This is a genomic window from Parabacteroides sp. HGS0025 (genome assembly GCF_000969845.1).
GTDB classification, from domain to species: Bacteria; Bacteroidota; Bacteroidia; order Bacteroidales; family Tannerellaceae; genus Parabacteroides; species Parabacteroides gordonii.
Window position 1 is genome coordinate 2716723 of sequence record NZ_KQ033902.1, and the last position, 15365, is coordinate 2732087.

Genomic DNA, 15365 nt, shown 5'->3' on the forward strand with positions numbered 1-15365 from the left:
TTCCTACGTTCGCGGCTGTCGATGAAGAAATTGCCGGGAAAACAGATATTTCGAGAAAGATAAACGTTTGTATTCCTCATAATTTAAAATGGCTTTTTTACCCGGATCAGGCTTGAATTTATCAAAAGATTTGTATTCATTCTTGTATTTGTCGGTTTGTTGAAATTGCTTGATAGCGATAACAGGTGAGTTATGAATAAGGAAAGAAAAATAATAAAAGTAGATATCATAGAGAAATTCAGTCCCCGGCATCCGTCCATAGCGGGGAGATCTGTCAGGTTGATGGCAGATCTCCTTTATTCGAATGGGTTGGAGGTTCATACTTTCTCGATCGATGCCATTTATAAAGGGCAGGTTGCCGAAAATGTTCAGTTACCCTACCAGGTTACGGAGCTGAAGGCGATTTATAACGGCAGTAATAAGATATGCCGGTTATTGGTCAGCTTGCTGGACGGCTTTCGGCTGGTATTCAGTGCTTGCCGGATGACCGATGCGGATGTACGGATTGTACTTACCAATCCGTCACTGATCAATTTCTGGGCGGCCGTATTTAAGCATTTCAGCCGTTCGCGGTGGGTATTCTGGACGATGGATTTATATCCGGATGCTTTTTGTTCGGCCGGACTGGTGAGTGCCGGTAATTCCGCATTCAGACTCATACATCAGTATGTCTATCGGCATACTCCTGACTTTATGATCGCTTTGGGAGAACAGCAGTATGGTTATTTGAGGGATAAATATAAAACTGAAATTCCTCATACGATACTACCCTGCGGAATAAATCCGGTCAGGCAAGCTGTTGGGGGAGTAGTTCCCTGGTGGAAAGAACAGTATAGAGAGAAAATAATCCTGTGTTATGCAGGAAATCTGGGAGAGGCACATGACGACTATTTTTTGACCCGGCTTATCGAATTGTTGGATCCCGATAAGTTTGCCATAATACTTTCTCTTTACGGGGCTAAGGCCGGGAGAGTTTTACCTGTGGTAAGTTCAATTCCCGGAGTAGTTTTGACGGATTATGTTTCGGCTGAAGAACTTACTTTTGCCGATATCAATGTTGCTTCGTTGTTAACTTGCTGGGATCATGTTTGTGTTCCTTCCAAAGTTGTTAGTGCAATCTGTGCGGGGACTCCGGTATTGTATAATGCTTCTGAACAGTCGGAAGGGTATACTATGTTTCCGGATGCTATCTGGCTCATTCCTGAAACGGATGATTATGACTCTTCAATTAATGCGTTTTATCGATCAGTCGATCAGGATTCGATCCGGCAGAAAAAAAAAGCTGCGCTGGAATATGCAGACCGGTTGGCTGCTATGCAGGATAATGCTTTCCGGGAAATTGTTCAATATTGTAAAAGTATATAATAAAATGAAGATCACACTTATCGGAGCTTCCGGGTTTGTTGGTTCCCGGTTGATTGAACTTCTTAAACCGACACTTTATTCGTTGCAGAATATAGATAAACAACAGAGTTTATTTTATCCGGAAATTACCTCGATAGCAAATGTACTGGATAAAAAGAAACTGGTTTCTTTACTGGCAGGAACGGATGTTGTTGTTTTGCTGGCGGCAGAGCATCGGGATGATGTCACACCAGTATCTCTCTATCAGGATGTAAACGTAGGGGGAATGCGGAATACATTGAAAGCGATGGAAGCAAACGGTGTTAAACGGATTGTTTTTACAAGTTCGGTGGCTGTTTACGGTTTAAATAAAAAGAATCCGGACGAAAATCATCCAGCTGATCCGTTTAACCATTATGGTAATAGCAAGTGGCAGGCGGAACAGGTGTTACAGGAATGGTACCGGTCGCATCCCGATTGGAATATTAACATAATTCGCCCGACGGTCATATTTGGCGAGCGTAACAGAGGAAATGTATACAATCTGTTACGGCAAATAGCCAGTGGAAAGTTCCTGATGGTGGGGAATGGGAATAATAAAAAATCTATGGCATATGTGGGGAGTATCGTTGCTTTTATAAAGTTTCTTGTCGAGGAAAAAGGAGAGGGATATAATGTCTATAATTATGTCGATCAGCCGGATTTCACAATGAATGAACTGGTTGGACATGTCAGTGAGGTTTTGAAGAAGCATATACCGACAACTCATTTCCCTTATTGGTTAGGTATGCTGGGAGGGTATTGTTTTGATTGTTTGGCTTTTGTCTCCCGGAAAAAGTTGTCAATCAGTTCCATCCGTGTAAAGAAATTTTGTGCTACGACTCAATTCGATGCCACAAAAATGCATACCTCCGGTTTTAAAGCTCCTTATACCTTAGGAGAAGGGCTGGCCAAAACGTTAGAGTTTGAGTTTTTGTAATGTTTGTTGTCCTAGTCATATTTTTATGGTCTGTATTTATTACAAAAATACGAATTCTATGATCTGATTTTTCTGCAAAAAGATCGTTTTTATGGTGCGAATTTTCTACAAAATACTATCTTTGTCATTGAAAACCAGTTTAAATTCGGAATTATGACAAATGATAATGTATATATACCACGTACCATAGATAAGGAGCTTCTGAAATGGAAGGAAGACCGGAGACATAAACCTCTTCTGATCAGGGGGGCAAGGCAGGTGGGAAAATCTTCGGCTGTGAGGCATTTGGCTAAATCATTTAAGTATTTTGTCGAATTGAATCTGGAAAGGGATAAGAACCTCAAAAAGATATTTGAAGGAGATCTGTCTCCACAAAGAATTTGCAGGGATTTGTCTGTTCTGGTATCTACCCCTATTATACCGGGTGAAACACTTTTGTTTATTGATGAAATACAAGGGAGTAAAGAGGCTATCAGTTCTTTACGTTTTTTTTATGAAGATTATCAGCAATTACATGTTATTGCTGCAGGTTCACTGTTGGAGTTTGCCCTGAAAGATTTGCAATCGTTTGGGGTTGGGAGGATTCGATCATTATTTATGTATCCGTTTTCATTTAATGAGTTTTTGGAAGCGCAGAATTTGACAGGGCTTTTAGAGGCAAAGAAAAATGCATCTCCGGAAAATCCTTTGACAGAACCTTTACATGATAAGCTGGTAGAGCAGATTCGTTATTTTCATTTGGTCGGAGGGATGCCGGCGGCAGTAAGTCTATGGTGTCAGACTCATAATTATCAGGAATGTAGGGATGTGCATAATGATATTGTGCAGTCCTATATGGATGATTTTTCAAAGTACGGATCGAAAGTCAATCCCCAGTTACTCCGCAATGTAATGAATGTCATAGCGGCAAATGTTTGTGCGAAGTTCAAGTATGCAAGTGTTGCGAATTATGATTCACGACAGGTAAAAGAGGCTCTACAACTTTTGACAATGGCTGGTGTTATCATACCGGTTACGCATACTTCTGCAAACGGACAGCCTTTAGGGGCGGATGCAAATGAGAAATTTCGAAAGTTTATTTTTCTGGATACGGCTTTGTTGTTACGTTTACATCATTTGAAAGTGGAGGATTTTTTACTTTCAGAACCAATAGAATTTGTTAATAAGGGAAGCCTGGCAGAAATGTTTGTAGGCCTGGAACTTTTAAAATATGACAACCCTTATGAATGGCAGCGTTTGTATTATTGGCAGCGAGAGGAGCCTAAATCACAGGCTGAAGTCGATTATGTGATAATACGACATGGAGATATTATTCCTCTGGAAGTAAAAGCCGGTAAGCGAGGATCCATGCAGAGCTTATATTTGTTTTTAGAGAAAAAAGGAGCGCCCTATGGAATCAGATGTGCTCTTGAGCCTTATTCGACTTATGAGAAAATTCGGGTTTATCCTTTATATGCTGTATCAGAGATTTAAGAGTTTAAATCTTTCATAACCTTGAATTTAATACTATATTATCGTTATATCTATCGCATTTTACAAAATCCACATTACTATCCTCTTTCATTCGGCTTGGACCACAAAGCCAAATGTCTATCTTTAATTCCTGTAATTTGGGTAATTATACCAGTAATCCGTCTACAAAAGATGTGTTTTTCCTGCCGTACATTTGCAATGTGGAAATATAGAAAAGCAAATCATTAAAAAAAGAAGGATATGAAACATTCATTAATCGTACTATTCTCGCTTTTATCTTTTACCTTCTGTTTTGCATCTTGTGATACAGATGGCCCGATAGAACTGCCCGATACGGATGTTCCGGGGCAAACAGATACTCCCGGTGACGGAGACAACGATGACAATAACGATAATCCTATGAGCAACACAATGAAGATTAAGATCGGTTCATCTACATTCACAGCCACTCTTTCCGATAATGCGACGGCTACCGCATTCAAAGCTTTATTGCCGATGACGGTCAACATGAATGAAATGAACGGGAACGAGAAGTACTACAATTTGCTGGGTAACCTGCCTACAGCTGCATCCAGCTCCGGTACTATACAAAACGGCGACTTGATGTTATGGGGGAGCAATACAGTGGTACTTTTTTATAAGACCTTCTCTACTTCCTACAGCTATAGCCGGCTCGGACGTATTAACGATGTGTCAGGGCTTAATGCAGCCGTGGGTTCAGGAAATGTGACGGTGACTTTTGAATTACAATAAAAACGAATAAATGATCGAATATGGAATTAATCAGGAATAAATCTTATGAAGGCGAGCGTCCGTTGTTTGCCACGCGTGACCTGCAGTTGGAAGATGTTACAATTTATCCGGGAGAGTCGGCTTTGAAAGAGTGTAGGAACATAGAAGCTGTAAACTGCCGGTTTGAAGGAAAATATCCTTTCTGGCATAACGATAGCTTTGTGGTGAAGAACTGTATGTTTACCGAAGGTGCGCGTGCTGCTCTTTGGTATTCCAGGAACCTGTATATGAAGGATACGTTAGTAGAAGCACCGAAGATGTTCCGCGAAATGGATGGGATAAAACTGGAAAACGTACAATTGCCGAATGCGCAGGAAACGCTCTGGCATTGTAAAAATGTAGAAATGAAAAATGTGACGGTCGATAAAGGCGATTATCTGTTTATTCACGGTGCCGATATCCGTATCGAAGATTTTATACTGAGAGGTAATTACTCTTTCCAGTACTGCAAGAATGTGGAAATTCATAATGCTGAAATCCATTCGAAAGATGCTTTCTGGAATACGGAAAATGTAACCGTCTATAACTCGACGTTGGACGGTGAATATCTGGGCTGGCATTCAAAAAATCTGCGGCTTGTCAATTGTAAGATTTCCGGTACACAACCTCTTTGTTATGCAAAAGATCTGGTAATGGTAAATTGTACGATGGGCGAGGATGCTGATCTGTGCTTTGAATACAGCACGCTGCAGGCACGGATCGACGGGCCGGTTCATAGTGTGAAGAACCCCAGTGGCGGTTTGATTATTGCAGAAAGTTATGGGGATATTATCTTCGACGAGAATTGCAAGACTCCGGGGGATTGTGAGATCAGATTGTGGGATACGAGAACTTGTTTCAATTAATGAAATACAATTTTGATGAATTAGTACCGCGTCGCGGAAGCAATTCCTATAAATGGGATAGTGCGGGAAGTGAGGATGTTTTGCCTATGTGGGTGGCCGATATGGATTTCCGTACGGCTCCCGCTGTGGTTGAAGCATTAAGGAAACGGGTGGAACATGGTATTTTCGGCTATGTGAAAGTTCCTGCGGCTTATTACGATGCTATAGGGGATTGGTTCAAACGCCGGCATAGTTGGAGGGTAGAGAAAGACTGGATACTTTTTACTACCGGAGTGGTTCCGGCCTTGTCCGCCATTATCAAAGCGTTGACTCATCCGGGGGATAAGGTTCTGGTACAGACTCCTGTGTATAATTGTTTCTTTTCTTCTATCCGTAACGATGAATGTGAGATGGTTGCTAATCCGCTAATCTATCGGAATGGAGCCTATTCTGTCGATTTTGACGGTCTGGAAAAGAAAGCGGCTGATCCCCGGGTAAAATTACTATTGTTGTGTAATCCGCATAACCCGGCAGGAAGGGTATGGACGAGGCAGGAGTTGACCCGTATCGGTGAAATCTGTCTTAGGAATGATGTCTTTGTTGTGGCAGACGAAATACATTGTGAACTGGTTTATCCCGGTCATCAGTATATTCCGTTTGCTTCCATTTCCGAAGATTTCCTTCATTCTTCCGTGACTTGTACGTCGCCCAGCAAAGCATTTAACCTGGCAGGCCTGCAGGTTGCCAATATTTTTGCTGCAAATCCGGCTGTCAGGAAGAAAATAGACAAGGCACTCAACGTAAACGAGGTTTGCGAGATCAATCCTTTTGCTGTAGAGGCCTTGATCGCTGCCTATAATGAGGGGGAAGAATGGCTGGAAGAACTCAGGCAGTATCTGCTGGGAAATTATAATTATCTGAAGAGATTTTTCGAGGAACAGCTTCCTCAGTTCCCGGTTTTGGCATTGGAGGGTACTTATCTGGTTTGGGTGGATTGCTCTGTTTTGAAACAATCGTCGGAAGAGATTGTAAAGATGCTGCTTGAGAAAGAGATGCTTTGGGTAAACGAAGGTAGTATGTATGGTGAAGCCGGAGATGGTTTCATACGTATCAATATAGCTTGCCCGCGGCAACTACTGATCGAAGGATTGAACAGGATAGCACGTGCATTAAAATAGATCTTCGTTTATGCAGTCTGAGTATATACTTCTGTCACCGGTTCTTTGATCTCCAGTTGATAAGCCCGTCCCCGGTCTGTCGTTATCTTCAGGTTGCTGTTATCCTCGATAAGCGGACGGAGACGGCGTATCAGCGTGTTCAGTGTTTCGTCGGCATTCTCCTTGCCTGGCCATAATGCGTCGCAGATATCTGTTCTGGCCAGCACATGGGAGGAAGAAAGGAAAAACATCTCCATTACTTTATACTGTTGCGGGGTCAGTCTCAGTTTTTCCTGGTCTTCTTTAAAGAAATAAGCCTTATCGCACGAGAAAGTAAGATTTCCGAAAGCGATAAGGTTTTCTTTTTGTACAGGAGTCTCAGCCTGTTTGCGTCTCATCAAAACCCATGAAAGGCAACCGGCTATGAAAGCAGCTATCAGGAGCAGGAGGGGAGCCTTTTTGTCAGTCAGTGCCAATACGTCGGATGTGGAATAATTTACATATCCCTGGAAAGATATTCCCAGATCTTCCTGGGATGATTCGGGGAGATTCAAATTGGCGCTTAACCAGATAACGGTATCGCTTGCCAGGTAATTTTGGGTTTGATCTTTTCCCGGTGTTGTGTCTGCAACGGGTTTACCTATGGATTTCTTATTTATTACATGTACGATGATACCGCTTTTGTCTTTTAATTGTTCGAACTTCAGTGCTTCGGCAAAATCTTTATTATAGCTTTCGATGGAAACCGGATTTCCGAAAAGGGCGGACAGGCGCGAATAGGTCTTGAGTGTATCCTGATTCATCCATTGTCCTGAATTCTGCATGATGGTTTGCTGTAATGCCTGGTTCAGATCCGAAACGATTGCTTTCTGTGTCACCGAGTAATTATGAAAGCCGAAACTGAATGAGAGTACAAGCATGCAGGCTGTAAAGAGTACCGATAGATTTGCTGCTAACCGTGTGTTCATCGTTTTTCTTTTATTAACGCCCAAAGATAAGAAATTATTGTGATCCGGACTTACAGAATTGTATCGATTTGCACGAATGATGATTTGATGAAACCGGATAAATAAAAATTAGTACCTTTGTGTTCCTAAAAGAAAAGGTACGTGGAAGAATATCTGAATCAACTGAATGAAAGTCAGCGTGAAGCTGTGGTATATAATGAAGGGCCGTCACTGGTGATCGCCGGTGCCGGTTCCGGTAAGACCAGAGTGCTTACTTATAAAATTGCTTATTTAGTACATCTGGGGCTGGCACCTCAAAGCATCCTGGCGCTCACCTTCACCAATAAGGCTGCCCGTGAGATGAAAGAACGTATTGCAGCGATTACCAGTGAACAGACTGCCCGACGTTTGTGGATGGGGACTTTCCACTCGATCTTTTCACGTATCCTGCGTTATGAAGCTGAACATATCGGGTATCCTTCTAATTTTACGATTTATGATACGACAGATTCAAAAAGCCTGTTGAAAGCGATCATGAAAGAGATGCAGCTGGATGACAAAGTGTATCGTCCCGGTATGGTACAGAGCCGTATCTCAAATGCCAAAAATGCATTGGTGACCTGGAAAGCTTACGAGCAAAGTAAGGAACTGATGCAGCATGATATCGACTCAAAAGTGCCTTTGTTGCGTGAAATATATAAACGGTATCAGAATCGGTGCCAGCAGGCCGGAGCAATGGATTTCGATGATTTACTGCTTCAGACGAATATCCTGTTCCGTGATCATCCGCAGGTGTTGGAGAAATACCGCGGCTTCTTCCAGTTCGTATTGGTTGACGAGTATCAGGATACGAACTTCGCCCAGCATTTGATTGTTCAGAAACTATGCGAACAACATCGTCGTATCTGTGTAGTGGGAGATGATGCGCAAAGTATCTATTCTTTTCGCGGGGCTAATATCGATAATATCCTGCAATTTAAGAATCAATATCCGGGATGCCGTATCTTCAAATTGGAACGCAACTACCGTTCTACACAAAATATCGTAAATGCGGCCAATAGCCTGATTCATAAGAATAAGGAGCAAATACAGAAAAATGTTTATTCGGAGAAGGAGGAAGGTAGTAAGGTGCGGGTATCTGCTTCTTACTCGGATTATGAGGAAGGATATGCGGTTGCTTCTGCTATCAATGATATGCGGTTGCGCAGGGATTATGATTATGCGGATTTTGCTATTTTATACCGGACGAATGCGCAGTCACGTATATTGGAGGAAGCCTTGCGCAAAAGGGGTATTCCTTACAAGATATACGGTGGTTTGTCTTTCTATCAGCGTAAGGAGATAAAGGATATTATATCATATTTTCGCCTGATTGTGAATCCGCATGACGAAGAAGCTTTTAAGCGTGTCATCAACTATCCGTCGCGTGGAATCGGTGATACGACTGTCGGCAAACTGATCAGTGCCGCTACGGAGAATAATGTAAGTTTGTGGACGGTATTGAATGCTCCGATCGATTATGCGTTGCCTATCAATAGCGGAACGGCTAAGAAGCTGACGGATTTTCGTGAAATGATGGAACGTTTTATGGAACAGAATATCCGTTTGTCTGCAGAAGAACTGGCGGCCATTGTGGTGAAAGAGAGTGGTCTTGTAAGTACACTTTTTCAGGATCGTTCGGTAGAAGGTATCAGTAAGCAGGAGAACTTGCAGGAGTTGTTGAAAGGGATAGCCGAGTTCTGTGAGCTTCGCCGTGAAGAGGGAGTGGAGCAGGTTTCTTTGGCCGATTTCCTTTCTGAAGTATCTTTGCTGACTGACCAGGATAATGATAAAGACGAGCAGGCTAATAAGGTGACGATGATGACTGTGCATGCTGCGAAGGGGTTGGAGTTCAGGAATGTGTTTGTGGTCGGACTGGAAGAAGACCTGTTCCCGTCGCAAATGTCGAAGGATAATCCGCGTGCGGTAGAAGAGGAACGTCGTTTATTTTATGTGGCGATTACGCGTGCTGAGGAGAATTGTGTGTTGACTTATGCCAAGAGCCGTTTCAGGAACGGGCAGAGTGTGATGTGTTCGCCCAGTCGTTTCCTGAAGGATATCGATGTACAGTTTCTGGATCTTCCGGCCGATACGTCAGCCGATACCTTTGCTGCTGCCCGCGAACGTTTTCAACGTCCGACGTTTACATCTCCTTTCCAGCAACCGCGTGCGATGGAGAAGGAGGAGGCTACCTTTGTTTCTCCTGTTGCCCAAGCTGCTCAGCGTCAACGCTTGACGAAGGTGGAAACGGCAACTTCAACACCGATGGCTTCTTCTGCTCCGGCTTCAGACCTTTCCGGTTTGCGTGTGGGTGCCAAGGTTCGTCACGATCGTTTCGGAGAAGGCGAAGTAGTAGCTATTGAGGGCGATGGAGGAAATGCAAAAGCAACCGTTTCATTTACCCATTTCGGACAAAAACAGTTGTTGCTGAAGTTTGCACGGTTGACGATTATAGAGTGAAATAATAAATTTCTCCCTGTCGACCTGTCACGAACGAGTTTAGTTATTATCTTTGTACCTTAATTTTTTAAGAAAGATATAGCTAAATGATCGATTTCAACGTAATACCATCTCCGTGCTATGTGATGGAAGAGAAGCTGCTCCGTAATAACCTGGCGCTTATTAAACGTGTGAAGGAGCGGGCAGGGGTGAATATTATTCTTGCTTTTAAAGCTTTTGCTTTATGGAAATCTTTTCCTATCGTTCGCGAATATATCCCATATTCAACTGCCAGTTCGAAGTTTGAAGCACAGTTGGCTTTTGAGGAAATGGGAAGTCCGGCACATACTTATTCACCGGCTTATACAGAGGCTGATTTCCCTGCCATATTGAAATACAGCAGTCATATTACGTTTAATTCATTATCGCAGTTTGAACGATTCTATCCGATGGTGAAGGCTGACGGTAACCGCATATCCTGTGGTCTGCGTATCAATCCTGAATATTCGGATGTGGAGACTGACTTGTATAACCCCTGTGCTCCCGGTTCGCGGATGGGGATCATTGCAGACCTGTTGGGTGATAAATTGCCGGAAGGTGTGGAAGGATTGCATTTCCATACGTTGTGCGAATCGACATCGTATGATCTGGAGAAAACATTATCTGAAGTAGAAAAACGTTTCGGGCGCTTTCTACCGCATATCAAGTGGCTGAATATGGGAGGTGGTCATTTAATGACACGCAAAGATTATGACACGGAACATCTGATATCATTACTTCAATCATTTAAGGCTAAGTACCCTAATCTAGAGCTTATTATGGAGCCTGGAAGTGCTTTCGCCTGGCAGACCGGATTTTTATTGACAACAGTGGTGGATATCGTAGAAAATCACGGTATAAAGACAGCGATTATAGATGCTTCTTTTACCTGTCATATGCCAGATTGCCTTGAAATGCCTTATAAACCGGTTATTCGTCATGCAACTGATAAGGTGGAAGGAAAGCCGACTTACCGTATTGGAGGAAACAGTTGTCTGAGTGGGGACTATATGGGAGACTGGTCGTTTGACGAGCCTTTGAAAGTAGGGGATAAGATCATCTTTGAAGATATGATCCATTATACCATCGTGAAGACTTCGATGTTCAACGGTATACCGCATCCGGCACTGGCTCTTTGGAGTAAAGACGATGAATTGGTGATTTACCGGACGTTCGGTTACGAAGATTATAAAGGAAGAAACAGTTAAATGAACAACTTTCCGTAGTCAACTGTCGGCTGTCAACTAAAAAAGTTGTAACTTAGCGGTCTCATTCTAAGCAGAAATAAATTAAGCGAATTAATATATGGGTATTTTTAGCTTTTTCAGTAAAGAAAAGAAAGAAACTTTAGACAAAGGGTTATCTAAGACAAAAGAAACTGTATTTTCTAAACTCACCAGGGCTATTGCAGGAAAGAGCAAGGTCGATGATGAAGTATTGGATAATCTGGAAGAGGTACTTATCACTTCCGATGTCGGTGTAGATACTACGTTGAAGATCATTGAACGTATCGAAAAGCGTGTGGCCCGGGATAAGTATGTCACTACTCAGGAACTTACAACGTTGTTGCGTGATGAGATCGCAACTTTACTGACTGAAAATAATACGGAAGATGCTGAAAGCTTTACTGTACCGGAAGATAAGAAGCCGTATGTTATCATGGTTGTCGGTGTAAACGGGGTTGGCAAAACAACTACGATCGGGAAATTGGCTTACCAGTTCAAGAAAGCCGGTAAGAGCGTTTATCTGGGTGCAGCCGATACATTCCGTGCAGCCGCTGTGGAACAGTTGGTGATCTGGAGCGAACGTGTAGGTGTTCCTATTGTAAAACAGAAAATGGGTTCCGATCCTGCTTCCGTAGCATTCGATACGCTTAGTTCTGCCAAGGTAAATGATGCTGATGTTATTATTATCGATACGGCAGGACGTTTGCACAATAAGATTAACCTGATGAATGAGCTTACCAAGATCAAGAACGTGATGAAGAAGGTCATTCCTGATGCTCCCCACGAAGTTTTGTTGGTATTGGATGGTTCGACAGGACAGAATGCATTTGAACAGGCAAAACAATTTACTGCCGCTACCGAAGTGAATGCTCTGGCTGTGACGAAGTTGGATGGAACGGCAAAAGGTGGTGTAGTGATCGGTATTTCAGATCATTTCCGTATTCCGGTAAAGTATATCGGACTGGGTGAAGGTATAGAGGATTTGCAGGTATTTAACAAAAAAGAATTTGTAAATTCATTATTTGGAGAATAATCATATCACATAAAAGTGGGTGTTACAGGAATTGTAACACCCTTTTTGTTTGTAATAATAAGTATGAGAAAAAATAAAGTAGATATAATCACGCTTGGCTGTTCGAAGAATCTGGTAGACTCGGAACAGTTGATGCGTCAGTTTGTCGCCAATGGTTATACCGTAGAACATGATCCGCATAAGATAAACGGAGAGATCGTGGTGGTAAATACCTGCGGCTTTATCGGTGATGCCCAGGAAGAGTCGATCAATATGATTCTGGAACTGGGCGAAGCAAAGAAAAAAGGGAAGATCGGTCAGCTATATGTAATGGGTTGTCTTACTGAACGTTTCTTGGAAGAAATGAAGCAGGAATTACCCGAGGTTGACCATTTCTATGGGAAATTCAACTGGAAAGAGCTCCTTGCGGATATTGGGAAATCTTATCACCGTGAGTTGGCTTCAGACCGTGTGTTAACTACTCCGAAGCATTACGCATTTCTGAAGATTGCTGAAGGGTGTAACCGTACATGTTCTTATTGCGCTATTCCTATCAGTACCGGCCATTACCAGTCTATTCCGATGGAACAGATAGAGGAGGAGGTTCGTTTGCTCGTAGCGCAGGGAGTAAAGGAGTTTCAGGTTATTGCACAGGATTTGACTTATTACGGACTGGATATCTATAAAAGATACGCTTTGCCGGAATTAGTCGAACGTATTTCCGATATCCCCGGTGTGGAATGGATCCGTTTGCATTATGGTTATCCGTCTCATTTCCCTTATGATCTGCTGCGGGTGATGCGTGAGCGCGATAATGTCTGCAAATATTTAGATATAGCCTTGCAGCATATCAGTAACCCCATGCTTAAAAAGATGCGCCGTAATATCACGAAAGAAGAAACTTATGCCTTATTGGAGCGTATCCGTGAAGAAGTTCCGGGTATCCACCTTCGTACGACGTTGATGGTAGGCCATCCGGGAGAAACGGAAGAAGATTTCGAAGAACTTGTCGAGTTTGTCAAGAAAGCACGTTTTGAACGTATGGGAGCTTTTGCTTATAGCCATGAAGAAGGCACTTATTCATTCAAAAACTATACGGATGATGTCCCCGACGAAGTAAAACAGGAGCGTTTGGATTACCTTATGCGGATACAGGAAGGTATCTCCGCAGAAATAAATGAGGCGAAAGTCGGTCAAAACTTTAAAATAATAGTCGACAGGGAAGAAGAAGATTGTTATGTCGGACGTACCGAATTCGACTCACCGGAGGTTGATCCGGAAGTTGTTGTTTTTAAACAACTATCGCTAAATCCAGGAGAATTTTATAACGTAATTATCGAAGAATCACAGGCTTTTGACCTTTACGGAAAAGTGTTTCTTTGATATAAAAACCATTAATAAGTTTGTCTGTTTACAAAAAAATAACTAATATCGCTGCTGAATCTATTGATGAAGTAAGTATGAAAAACAAGGAACTGATTACAGAATTGTCCGCAAAATTAGGCTGGACTGTACAGGAAGTAACGGAAATGCTGTCTGCTTTTGGCTCTGTTGTCGGTTCGAAACTGATAGATAATGATGCCATTTACTTGCAGGGATTAGGTCTGTTTGAAATAAAGAAGAAAGCGGAACGCATCTCTGTAAATCCGGCAAATGGAAAACGTTATTTGGTTCCCCCTAAATTGGTTCCGGTGTTTAAGCCGGGGGCAACTATCAAATCTAAACTAAAAGAATTAAGCGACAATGAATAGTCGGCTGACGATACAAGATCTGGCTGCTTTATTAGCGGAACGTACAGGAAAGGACAGAAACAGTGCTGAACAGTTTCTGAGAGAGTTTATTGCGATCGTATCACAAGGTGTTTTTACGGATAAAATAGCTAAAGTAAAAGGGCTTGGTACCTTTAAAGTTGTTTTGGTGGAAAAACGGGAGAGCATCCATGTGAATACAGGTGAACGCTTTCTGATACCGGCACATTATAAGTTCTCATTTCTTCCTGATAAAGAGTTGCGCGAACTGGTTAATAAACCGTTTTCATTCTTTGAAACGACAGAATTGAATGAAAATGTCGATTTTACAGATCTGGATGTTTCTGCTGACGTGGAAGAAAAGGAAACAGAAGATGAATCTGTAGAAGAGGTTATCCCCGAAAATGAAGAAGAGCAGGTTGTGGAATCTCTGCAATCTACAGAGGAAGTGCCTGAAGATACAGAAAAAGAAGAGTTGCCGGAAGAAGTCGAACAGGAGGAAAGCGCATCCGAAGAGGTCGTGCCTGAAGAAGTTCCGAATGCTCCTGATATAGAAGAGTATGCTCCGGAAGAAACTGTTGATCAGCAGGATATCTCCGAAGAAGAACCGAAAGAGGACCCCAGACAAATCCCTTCTGCAAATGATTTTTCTGATACAGATTATCAGTTTGAAGACGAAGAACCTTCTTCTTCTCATTGGGTAAGAGGATTGGTCATTGCCGGTATTGTGGCTATTGTTGTTGCAGGTAGTACATTTTTGTATCTCAACCGTAGTTTCTTTTTAGGCCCCGAAATACCTACTCCTGTTTTAACCGGAAGATCTTTACCCGATCAAGCGACAGCAGCTGTCGATACGCTTCATGAAGTAGAAGCTGAAACCGATGTTGAAATTGAAGAAATAAAAGATACTGTTATAACTGAACCATCCGTAACGACTCCGGAAGTTCCTGCCAAAGCACCTGAAGTGTTGGCCAAGGTGAAAATAGAAACGGGTAGCCGTTTGACCCTGATCTCTCTGGAGTATTATGGCAGTAAGATATTCTGGGTTTATCTTTATGACTATAATAAAGCTGCGATAAAAGACCCGAATAACATCCCGGTAGGCACTGAAATACTGGTACCGGATCCGTCTCTGTATGGCATCGATAAATATAGTCGTGCTTCGATAGATAAAGCAGCTGCGCGTCAGACGGAAATACTGTCCGGGAATTTGTAACAAAACTCCACTCTTTTAAGTAAAATAAAACAAAATAGTTGCTGTTGGGTTAGTATTATTTAACTGCAAAAGTGAAGAATACGAATTTAACATTTCTAATTTTGTGCAGCTATAAAAACAAGCAAGAAAC

General features: G+C 42.3%; 13 protein-coding genes. 12 read left to right on the plus strand and 1 reads right to left on the minus strand.

Annotated features, from left to right (window positions below):
• The first annotated feature begins 192 nt into the window (after positions 1 to 192).
• From HMPREF1212_RS10630 to HMPREF1212_RS10655, 6 genes are all read left to right on the plus strand, one after another.
• A complete protein-coding gene (locus HMPREF1212_RS10630) occupies positions 193 to 1365 on the plus strand; it encodes a glycosyltransferase family protein (protein ID WP_046149341.1) in 1173 nt (390 codons plus the stop codon).
• A 4-nt stretch (positions 1366 to 1369) separates the two neighbouring features.
• Complete coding sequence (locus HMPREF1212_RS10635; RefSeq protein ID WP_046150338.1) at positions 1370 to 2323, plus strand: NAD-dependent epimerase/dehydratase family protein; 954 nt, start codon at positions 1370 to 1372, stop codon at positions 2321 to 2323.
• Positions 2324 to 2476: 153 nt separating this feature from the next.
• Positions 2477 to 3796: an ATP-binding protein gene (locus HMPREF1212_RS10640; RefSeq protein ID WP_046149342.1), complete on the plus strand. Its 1320-nt coding sequence runs from the start codon at positions 2477 to 2479 to the stop codon at positions 3794 to 3796.
• Between the two features lie 240 nt (positions 3797 to 4036).
• Positions 4037 to 4549, plus strand: a complete 513-nt coding sequence (locus HMPREF1212_RS10645) for a cyclophilin-like fold protein (RefSeq protein ID WP_046149343.1) — start codon at positions 4037 to 4039, stop codon at positions 4547 to 4549.
• 20 nt (positions 4550 to 4569) lie between these two features.
• A complete protein-coding gene (locus HMPREF1212_RS10650) occupies positions 4570 to 5433 on the plus strand; it encodes a DUF3737 family protein (RefSeq protein ID WP_046149344.1) in 864 nt (287 codons plus the stop codon).
• Entirely contained in the window at positions 5433 to 6590 is a 1158-nt protein-coding gene (locus HMPREF1212_RS10655) for a MalY/PatB family protein (RefSeq protein WP_046149345.1), read from the plus strand. The genes HMPREF1212_RS10650 and HMPREF1212_RS10655 overlap by 1 nt, the downstream gene beginning before the upstream one ends.
• A gap of 8 nt (positions 6591 to 6598) precedes the next feature.
• Here HMPREF1212_RS10655 and HMPREF1212_RS10660 read toward each other — a convergent pair whose 3' ends face one another.
• Entirely contained in the window at positions 6599 to 7537 is a 939-nt protein-coding gene (locus HMPREF1212_RS10660) for a helix-turn-helix domain-containing protein (RefSeq protein WP_046149346.1), read from the minus strand.
• 141 nt (positions 7538 to 7678) lie between these two features.
• Here HMPREF1212_RS10660 and HMPREF1212_RS10665 point away from each other — a divergent pair, with 141 nt between their 5' ends.
• The 6 genes from HMPREF1212_RS10665 to HMPREF1212_RS10690 all read left to right on the plus strand — a co-directional run bounded on the left by HMPREF1212_RS10665 (position 7679) and on the right by HMPREF1212_RS10690 (position 15235).
• The gene (locus HMPREF1212_RS10665) at positions 7679 to 10015 is read left to right on the plus strand and encodes an ATP-dependent helicase (RefSeq protein ID WP_046149347.1); all 2337 of its coding nucleotides are present in this window, start codon (positions 7679 to 7681) and stop codon (positions 10013 to 10015) included.
• 86 nt (positions 10016 to 10101) lie between these two features.
• Positions 10102 to 11241, plus strand: a complete 1140-nt coding sequence (gene nspC / locus HMPREF1212_RS10670) for a carboxynorspermidine decarboxylase (protein WP_046149348.1) — start codon at positions 10102 to 10104, stop codon at positions 11239 to 11241.
• A 97-nt stretch (positions 11242 to 11338) separates the two neighbouring features.
• The gene (gene ftsY / locus HMPREF1212_RS10675) at positions 11339 to 12292 is read left to right on the plus strand and encodes a signal recognition particle-docking protein FtsY (RefSeq protein WP_028729254.1); all 954 of its coding nucleotides are present in this window, start codon (positions 11339 to 11341) and stop codon (positions 12290 to 12292) included.
• Positions 12293 to 12355: 63 nt separating this feature from the next.
• On the plus strand, positions 12356 to 13654 hold the full coding sequence (rimO, locus tag HMPREF1212_RS10680) for a 30S ribosomal protein S12 methylthiotransferase RimO (protein WP_028729255.1): 1299 nt from the start codon (positions 12356 to 12358) through the stop codon (positions 13652 to 13654).
• A 77-nt stretch (positions 13655 to 13731) separates the two neighbouring features.
• Complete coding sequence (locus HMPREF1212_RS10685; RefSeq protein WP_028729256.1) at positions 13732 to 14022, plus strand: HU family DNA-binding protein; 291 nt, start codon at positions 13732 to 13734, stop codon at positions 14020 to 14022.
• Positions 14015 to 15235 (plus strand): HU family DNA-binding protein, encoded by a 1221-nt coding sequence (locus HMPREF1212_RS10690; RefSeq protein WP_046149349.1) that lies wholly within the window; start codon positions 14015 to 14017, stop codon positions 15233 to 15235. The genes HMPREF1212_RS10685 and HMPREF1212_RS10690 overlap by 8 nt, the downstream gene beginning before the upstream one ends.
• The last annotated feature ends 130 nt before the right edge of the window (positions 15236 to 15365 follow it).

Excerpts from the sequence above, each read along its gene's own strand:
- HMPREF1212_RS10640 (WP_046149342.1), top strand. The coding sequence starts at position 2,477 with ATGACAAATGATAATGTATATATACCACGTACCATAGATAAGGAGCTT.
- HMPREF1212_RS10660 (WP_046149346.1), bottom strand. The coding sequence starts at position 7,537 with ATGAACACACGGTTAGCAGCAAATCTATCGGTACTCTTTACAGCCTGC.
- HMPREF1212_RS10645 (WP_046149343.1), top strand. The coding sequence starts at position 4,037 with ATGAAACATTCATTAATCGTACTATTCTCGCTTTTATCTTTTACCTTC.
- HMPREF1212_RS10635 (WP_046150338.1), top strand. The coding sequence starts at position 1,370 with ATGAAGATCACACTTATCGGAGCTTCCGGGTTTGTTGGTTCCCGGTTG.
- HMPREF1212_RS10655 (WP_046149345.1), top strand. The coding sequence starts at position 5,433 with ATGAAATACAATTTTGATGAATTAGTACCGCGTCGCGGAAGCAATTCC.
- HMPREF1212_RS10685 (WP_028729256.1), top strand. The coding sequence starts at position 13,732 with ATGAAAAACAAGGAACTGATTACAGAATTGTCCGCAAAATTAGGCTGG.
- HMPREF1212_RS10650 (WP_046149344.1), top strand. The coding sequence starts at position 4,570 with ATGGAATTAATCAGGAATAAATCTTATGAAGGCGAGCGTCCGTTGTTT.
- nspC (WP_046149348.1), top strand. The coding sequence starts at position 10,102 with ATGATCGATTTCAACGTAATACCATCTCCGTGCTATGTGATGGAAGAG.
- HMPREF1212_RS10690 (WP_046149349.1), top strand. The coding sequence starts at position 14,015 with ATGAATAGTCGGCTGACGATACAAGATCTGGCTGCTTTATTAGCGGAA.
- HMPREF1212_RS10630 (WP_046149341.1), top strand. The coding sequence starts at position 193 with ATGAATAAGGAAAGAAAAATAATAAAAGTAGATATCATAGAGAAATTC.
- ftsY (WP_028729254.1), top strand. The coding sequence starts at position 11,339 with ATGGGTATTTTTAGCTTTTTCAGTAAAGAAAAGAAAGAAACTTTAGAC.
- rimO (WP_028729255.1), top strand. The coding sequence starts at position 12,356 with ATGAGAAAAAATAAAGTAGATATAATCACGCTTGGCTGTTCGAAGAAT.